This window comes from Megasphaera sp. DJF_B143 (genome assembly GCF_900320625.1).
In the GTDB taxonomy this organism is placed as follows: Bacteria; Bacillota; Negativicutes; order Veillonellales; family Megasphaeraceae; genus Megasphaera; species Megasphaera hexanoica.
Window position 1 is genome coordinate 1 of the sequence record NZ_ONTA01000111.1, and the last position, 5,233, is coordinate 5,233.

General features: G+C 46.1%; 5 protein-coding genes. All 5 read right to left on the reverse strand.

What is annotated here, in order from left to right; all coding sequences use genetic code 11:
- Nucleotides 1-48: 48 nt before the first annotated feature.
- Nucleotides 49-810 carry an SDR family oxidoreductase gene (locus tag DBO31_RS03210; protein WP_150824428.1) on the reverse strand — a complete coding sequence of 254 codons (762 nt, stop codon included), beginning with the start codon at nucleotides 808-810 and terminating at the stop codon, nucleotides 49-51.
- 149 nt (nucleotides 811-959) lie between these two features.
- The gene (locus DBO31_RS03215; RefSeq protein WP_200817447.1) at nucleotides 960-2,690 is read right to left on the reverse strand and encodes an adenine deaminase C-terminal domain-containing protein; all 1,731 of its coding nucleotides are present in this window, start codon (nucleotides 2,688-2,690) and stop codon (nucleotides 960-962) included.
- 11 nt (nucleotides 2,691-2,701) lie between these two features.
- Complete coding sequence (locus tag DBO31_RS03220; protein WP_172793329.1) at nucleotides 2,702-4,030, reverse strand: NCS2 family permease; 1,329 nt, start codon at nucleotides 4,028-4,030, stop codon at nucleotides 2,702-2,704.
- Between the two features lie 244 nt (nucleotides 4,031-4,274).
- On the reverse strand, nucleotides 4,275-4,496 hold the full coding sequence (locus DBO31_RS03225) for a 4Fe-4S binding protein (RefSeq protein WP_113855871.1): 222 nt from the start codon (nucleotides 4,494-4,496) through the stop codon (nucleotides 4,275-4,277).
- Between the two features lie 132 nt (nucleotides 4,497-4,628).
- Nucleotides 4,629-4,901, reverse strand: a complete 273-nt coding sequence (locus DBO31_RS03230) for a helix-turn-helix domain-containing protein (RefSeq protein ID WP_369907311.1) — start codon at nucleotides 4,899-4,901, stop codon at nucleotides 4,629-4,631.
- Nucleotides 4,902-5,233: the final 332 nt, after the last annotated feature.

Consider the following 5,233-nt stretch of genomic DNA (forward strand, 5'->3'; position numbering starts at 1 on the left):
ATAAAACCTGACAATATCCGGCTTTACAGACACACAGGATATCTATTTTCAGCGGAAAAAGCGGCTGATCCAGATGAAAAAGGATTGCGGCAGGATACCGGAGCTGATGCGATGAAGTGTAGAAATCAGGTCAGGAGTAATGACGACACGTCCCTGACGGATTTGACGGAAAGAACGGCGGGCGATAGTCTTCTTGTCTCCGGCAAATAGGTAGTGCGTAAACCGGTTTTCTTGGTCGGTCTTCTTTGCCGTCGCAATAAAAGCCGTATCTTTGACCCAGTATGGGCAGACTGCCGAGACCAGAATCCCCGATGGTTTCAGTTCTTCTGCCAATGCCCGGCTGTACCGGAGAAGAAAGGCCTTGCAGGCAGCGTATACGGCCAGATATGGCAATGGCTGGAAAGCGGCACAGGAACAGATTTCAACAATGTGACTGCCCTGCTGGCAATAGGGAATGACCGCCTTCGTCAGGGAGACAGCGGCCTGGCAGTGTACGGCAATCATACCAGATGTATCTGCTTCTGTCATAGCAGCAGCCCGGCCCATACGGCCATATCCGGCAGCATGGATGAAATACGAAACGACGGGCTGTTCCTGCCTGAGAGCTGTAGCAAAAGACGTATACGATGCCGGTTCCTGCAAGTCCAGCGGTAAAATGCGGGATTTTGTTTTCAATGCATGTGCCGTCTCTTCCAGTTTTTCCTGATGGCGGCTGATGAGCCAGATTTCATCGACAGACTGTTCATCAAGAAGCCGTACATATTCCCTGCCGAGACCACTGGAAGCTCCTGTTATAATGGCTATATTCACACATATCACTTCCTTTTACATTCATTATACCCAATCTCCGTTCCACTTCAATCCTTTAACGTCCGGATGTAGTAAAACAGACGTGCCGTCTGGTGTATAGAGCTCCAGACAGCACGTCTGTTTCGTTTATCTATTTACTTATTCGTATTCTACGGCTTTTCCCGTGCTTCCGTAATAAGTGGGACGATTTTCGCATTACGGACATCAATGATCCCCTTATCAGTTAATTTAAAGAATGGGCTTACGGGAAGTGACAAGGTACTGAGGGACATGATAACATTATCATGGCGATATCCACAATCTGTCAGGACGCGATGCACCTCTTGTATTTGTTTTCCCAATACAGGCAGCGGCCGGTCGGACAGAATCCCGGCAATGGGAAGCGGAGCAAAGGCTTTCGTGACGCCGTCACAAGCTACGGCATAGCCTCCCTGATTGGCGATGACCGTATTAGCAGCCGCCATCATATCTTCTTTTGTCTGACCTATGACAAGGAGATTATGATGGTCATGGGCATAGGTCGTAGCTGCAGCACCCCTGGTCATGGCCGTTCCCCCGACAAGAGCTGTCCCATGGCCACCGTTCTTTCCATGGCGTTCCCAGACGATTGCCAGATTATAAGGACTATGTTCCCAATCAACTTCTCCATGATGGACTGGCAGCACGGCCCGTCCTTCTTTGACAAAGGTCGTATGTTCCTGCACCTCCAGGATGCGGCAGGTAACCTCCCCTTCTTCTATAGGAGCTTTCAAAGTAAAATCATCGGACGTGCGCGGCGCGACGTGGACACTATGATAAAAGGCTTTCGGGAAAGACGTATCCCGTTCTGCTTCCTGCCAGGAATCTCCTTTTGTATAGACTTCCTGCCCGGCACACCAGGTACTTTCAACGGTCAGGTCAGCCAGGTCAGACAAAATGACGAAATCAGCGATTTTGCCAGGTGCAATGCTCCCTTTATCGCGCAAGCCCATGCGCCTGGCCGGTGTATACGTCGCTGTATAGACAGCTTCTTCCGGTGTCAGGCCGTTGTGCATAGCCTTTTTTACCAGATAATTGAGATGGCCCCGTTCCATGAAGGCATCGGGCATGGTATCGTCCGTTACGATGGCCATGTGTTCCAGCAGATTATTTTCTTTAATATAAGAGATAAATTCCGGTTTCAGTGACTTTTCCTGCAACTGTACGAACATGCCATTCATGAGCCGTTCCTTCAAGCCTTCCAGCGACTGATCCGTATGGTCGGAATTCACGCCGCTCATCAAAATCTGGGCCAGCTCCCAGCCACTGAACCGGGGGCAATGGCCTTCCAGAGAGAAATCGGGCCGGCCAGCCCGGATCTGCCGGATCAGGCGGCTGGTCTTGGAATGGCTGTCCCGTATGACGTCGCGGCAGTTCATGACTTCGCCCAGACAGATGACGTGGTCCATATGCATCAGAGATTCTACATCATCATTATCGATGACGCCACCGGTCGTTTCCAGTTCTTCATTTGTCGATGGGACCGAACTGGGAATGGCGATATAAACGTCACATGGCCCCTCTTGCATTGTTTTAGCCATGGCCTGTATGCCTGCAAGGCCGAATACGTTGGCAATTTCATGAGGTTCGGCAATGAGTGTCGTTACACCATTGCGGACAGCTCCTTTCATGAAGGTACGCGGTGCTGCCATCGTACTTTCAATATGCATGTGGCAATCGATGAAGCCGGGGATTACGTACTGGCCATCAAGATCCCGCACATGTTCCGGCTTGATGGGCAGAGGGTCATTTCCCATATAACAAAATCGTTTCCCACTGATAGCCAGATTACAGGGAATAAATTTTTTCAGATAGACATTATAGATATTCCCATTTTTTAACAGCCAATCGATTTTCACCATCCATCACTCCCTTATTTAACGCCAGCAATGGCATAGAAATAATACGCCAGAAGCAGTGCCAGCAGAAAATGTCCTTTATTAAGTTCCGATGCTCTGCCGGAAGCGACTTTCATGATGACATAGGCAATGAACGCAACGGAGATACCGTTAGCAATATTAAAAGTAAAAGCCGTAAAGGCAATACAAAGGAAAGCCGGTATATATTCACACATATCAGTGTAATCCAGATTTCTCATGCCTCCCATCATACTGACGCCGACATAGACCAGGACAGGAGCTGTAGCCGCTGCCGGAATCATGAGAGCCAGTGGAGTCACGGCCAGGATAAGGAGAAACATAATAGCCGTAGTAATTGCAGTCAGCCCCGTACGGCCACCGGCTTCGACACCGGCACCCGATTCCAGATAGGTAATGAGTACAGGAATGGTAAAGAAGGAACCCAGCGTAGCTGCTACCGAATCGACCTGGAACACTTTATCTATGTCAGGAAGATCCCCGTTTTTATCGAGGAATCCCGCTTTGCCGCCGATACCAATAGCCGTTCCAAAACTAGAAAAGAAATCCGGCAGGAAAAATACGAATAAATACGGCAGGTATTTGACGTCCAGTGCCCCGAACAGGTCAAAATTAAAAAATACCGGTGCCAGGCTGTCCGGCATGGTAAACAGCGTAGCCGGGATTTTGGTAATACCCATGGGGATACCAATGATAGTACCGGCAATGATACTGATCAGAGCTGCCCCTTTGACACGGCGCGCCTGCAGTGCCAGCAGAATGATGAAGGTAATCATAGCCAGAATGACGACAGGCTGTGTCAGGTCACCGAAAGACAGGGCGACTTTCTTGGCATTAGCTGCCAGTAATTTAGCATTGCGCAGGCCAATTACGGCAAGGAACATGCCGACACCGGCACTGATGGAAATCTTGATACCCTTAGGAATGACCATAACGATGGCTTTGCGGATACCGAGAACCGTGACGAGAATGAATAAAATACCGCTTAAAAATACGATAGCACTGGCAATACTGACCGATACATGCTGTAACTGCACCAAGGTAATAGAAAATATGGCAACGCTGCCCATTCCCGGAGCCAGGACAAAGGGCCGGTTTGTATACAGGCCCATGGCCATCGTAGTCAGAAAAATCATGAGTACCATAGCTGTCAGAACGGCCCCGCCAGGCAATCCGGCTTCCCCCATCATATGGGGCACGACAGCTAGTACGTAACCCATCGTGGCAAAAGTAGTCAGCCCGGCTATAATTTCTGTACTGACAGATGAATGAAACCGGCTGAGATGAAACCGCCTTTCACAAACGTTATTGATCCATGCATTCATGTTTTAATTCCTCCCCTTAAACTATGCACTGGAGTATTATGTTTTTCTTATGACGGATTTTATTATAAGCTCATGTATTATATATTGCAATGAAAGTTGATGGAAGTTTCAAAAATATATTGCATAATTTTGAAAAAAACGTTCAGCTGTATGAGGACAAAATAAAAACAGGAAGATGCCCTTTGACATAGGACTTCTTCCTGTTTTGAATAGCAATCCTGATAATAACGGAGCGGTACGCCGCTCAGGCATGATAGCACTTGTAAATTTCACAGGCATCCATGCAGCGGGTGCAACGGATGCACTTGCTCATATCGACGACAGGCCGTTCACTGCCATCCATTCGCTCTATCATGGTAATCGCATGGGCCGGGCAAATGCTGATACAGCAGCCGCAGCCTTCACATTCTTTTCTGTTAAAATAATCCGGCACAATAGACCAGATATCATCAATTGTTTTATCCATATCGTTTCCGCCTCCTCTGGCGTCTCTTATTACGTTATCAGTATAGACGGAAACGCTGTTTTTTTCTGTTGCAAAAACAACAAAAGAAAAAATGCCACATTCCCACGAAGGCAATGTGGCCGTACAACCACCTTATTTTTTGTCAGATAAACCGGCAATGTAATCCAGCGTCGTATTATAATATTTTGCAAGAATGATGAGTTTCTCGAGAGAAATGCGGCGTTTTCCCAGCTCATACATGCCATAGGCGACCTGAGAACATCCCAACAAATTGGCAACATCTTTCTGTGAAAGGTTATTACTGATTCGCAAATATTTCAATCGATCTGTATACTGCACCATAATTATTTCTCTCCCCTGACTGTTTATTCCCCTGCCTGATTCAAAAATGTTATATGGATACATGTTATGATGAACTAAAGATTAAAAATTATATATATAATTATAACTCATATATAGAGGCGAGAGTCAAACAAATTGTTTTTTATGGTGTAATAAGAATATATCATGTATTTGTTTAATTATTTTTTATATTATGTTAATTTTTAGAAGAAAAATAAGGACTAATCCCGTTTAAATATGATATATTTTTTATTTTAAAATCATATTGATTTAGCGCAACGATTTTCATCTTATTTTACGTTGGCATATAGACAAATTAACTAAAACTATACGATTTTAAACTCTGTTTGAAAAAATAGTTAAACGTTTATATCCGGTGGTTCAGGAAGAGTGAC

Bases quoted from the DNA above. Each gene is read 5' to 3' on its own strand.
- DBO31_RS03215 (WP_200817447.1), bottom strand. From the start codon at position 2,690: ATGGTGAAAATCGATTGGCTGTTAAAAAATGGGAATATCTATAATGTC.
- DBO31_RS03220 (WP_172793329.1), bottom strand. From the start codon at position 4,030: ATGAATGCATGGATCAATAACGTTTGTGAAAGGCGGTTTCATCTCAGC.
- DBO31_RS03225 (WP_113855871.1), bottom strand. From the start codon at position 4,496: ATGGATAAAACAATTGATGATATCTGGTCTATTGTGCCGGATTATTTT.
- DBO31_RS03230 (WP_369907311.1), bottom strand. From the start codon at position 4,901: ATGTATCCATATAACATTTTTGAATCAGGCAGGGGAATAAACAGTCAG.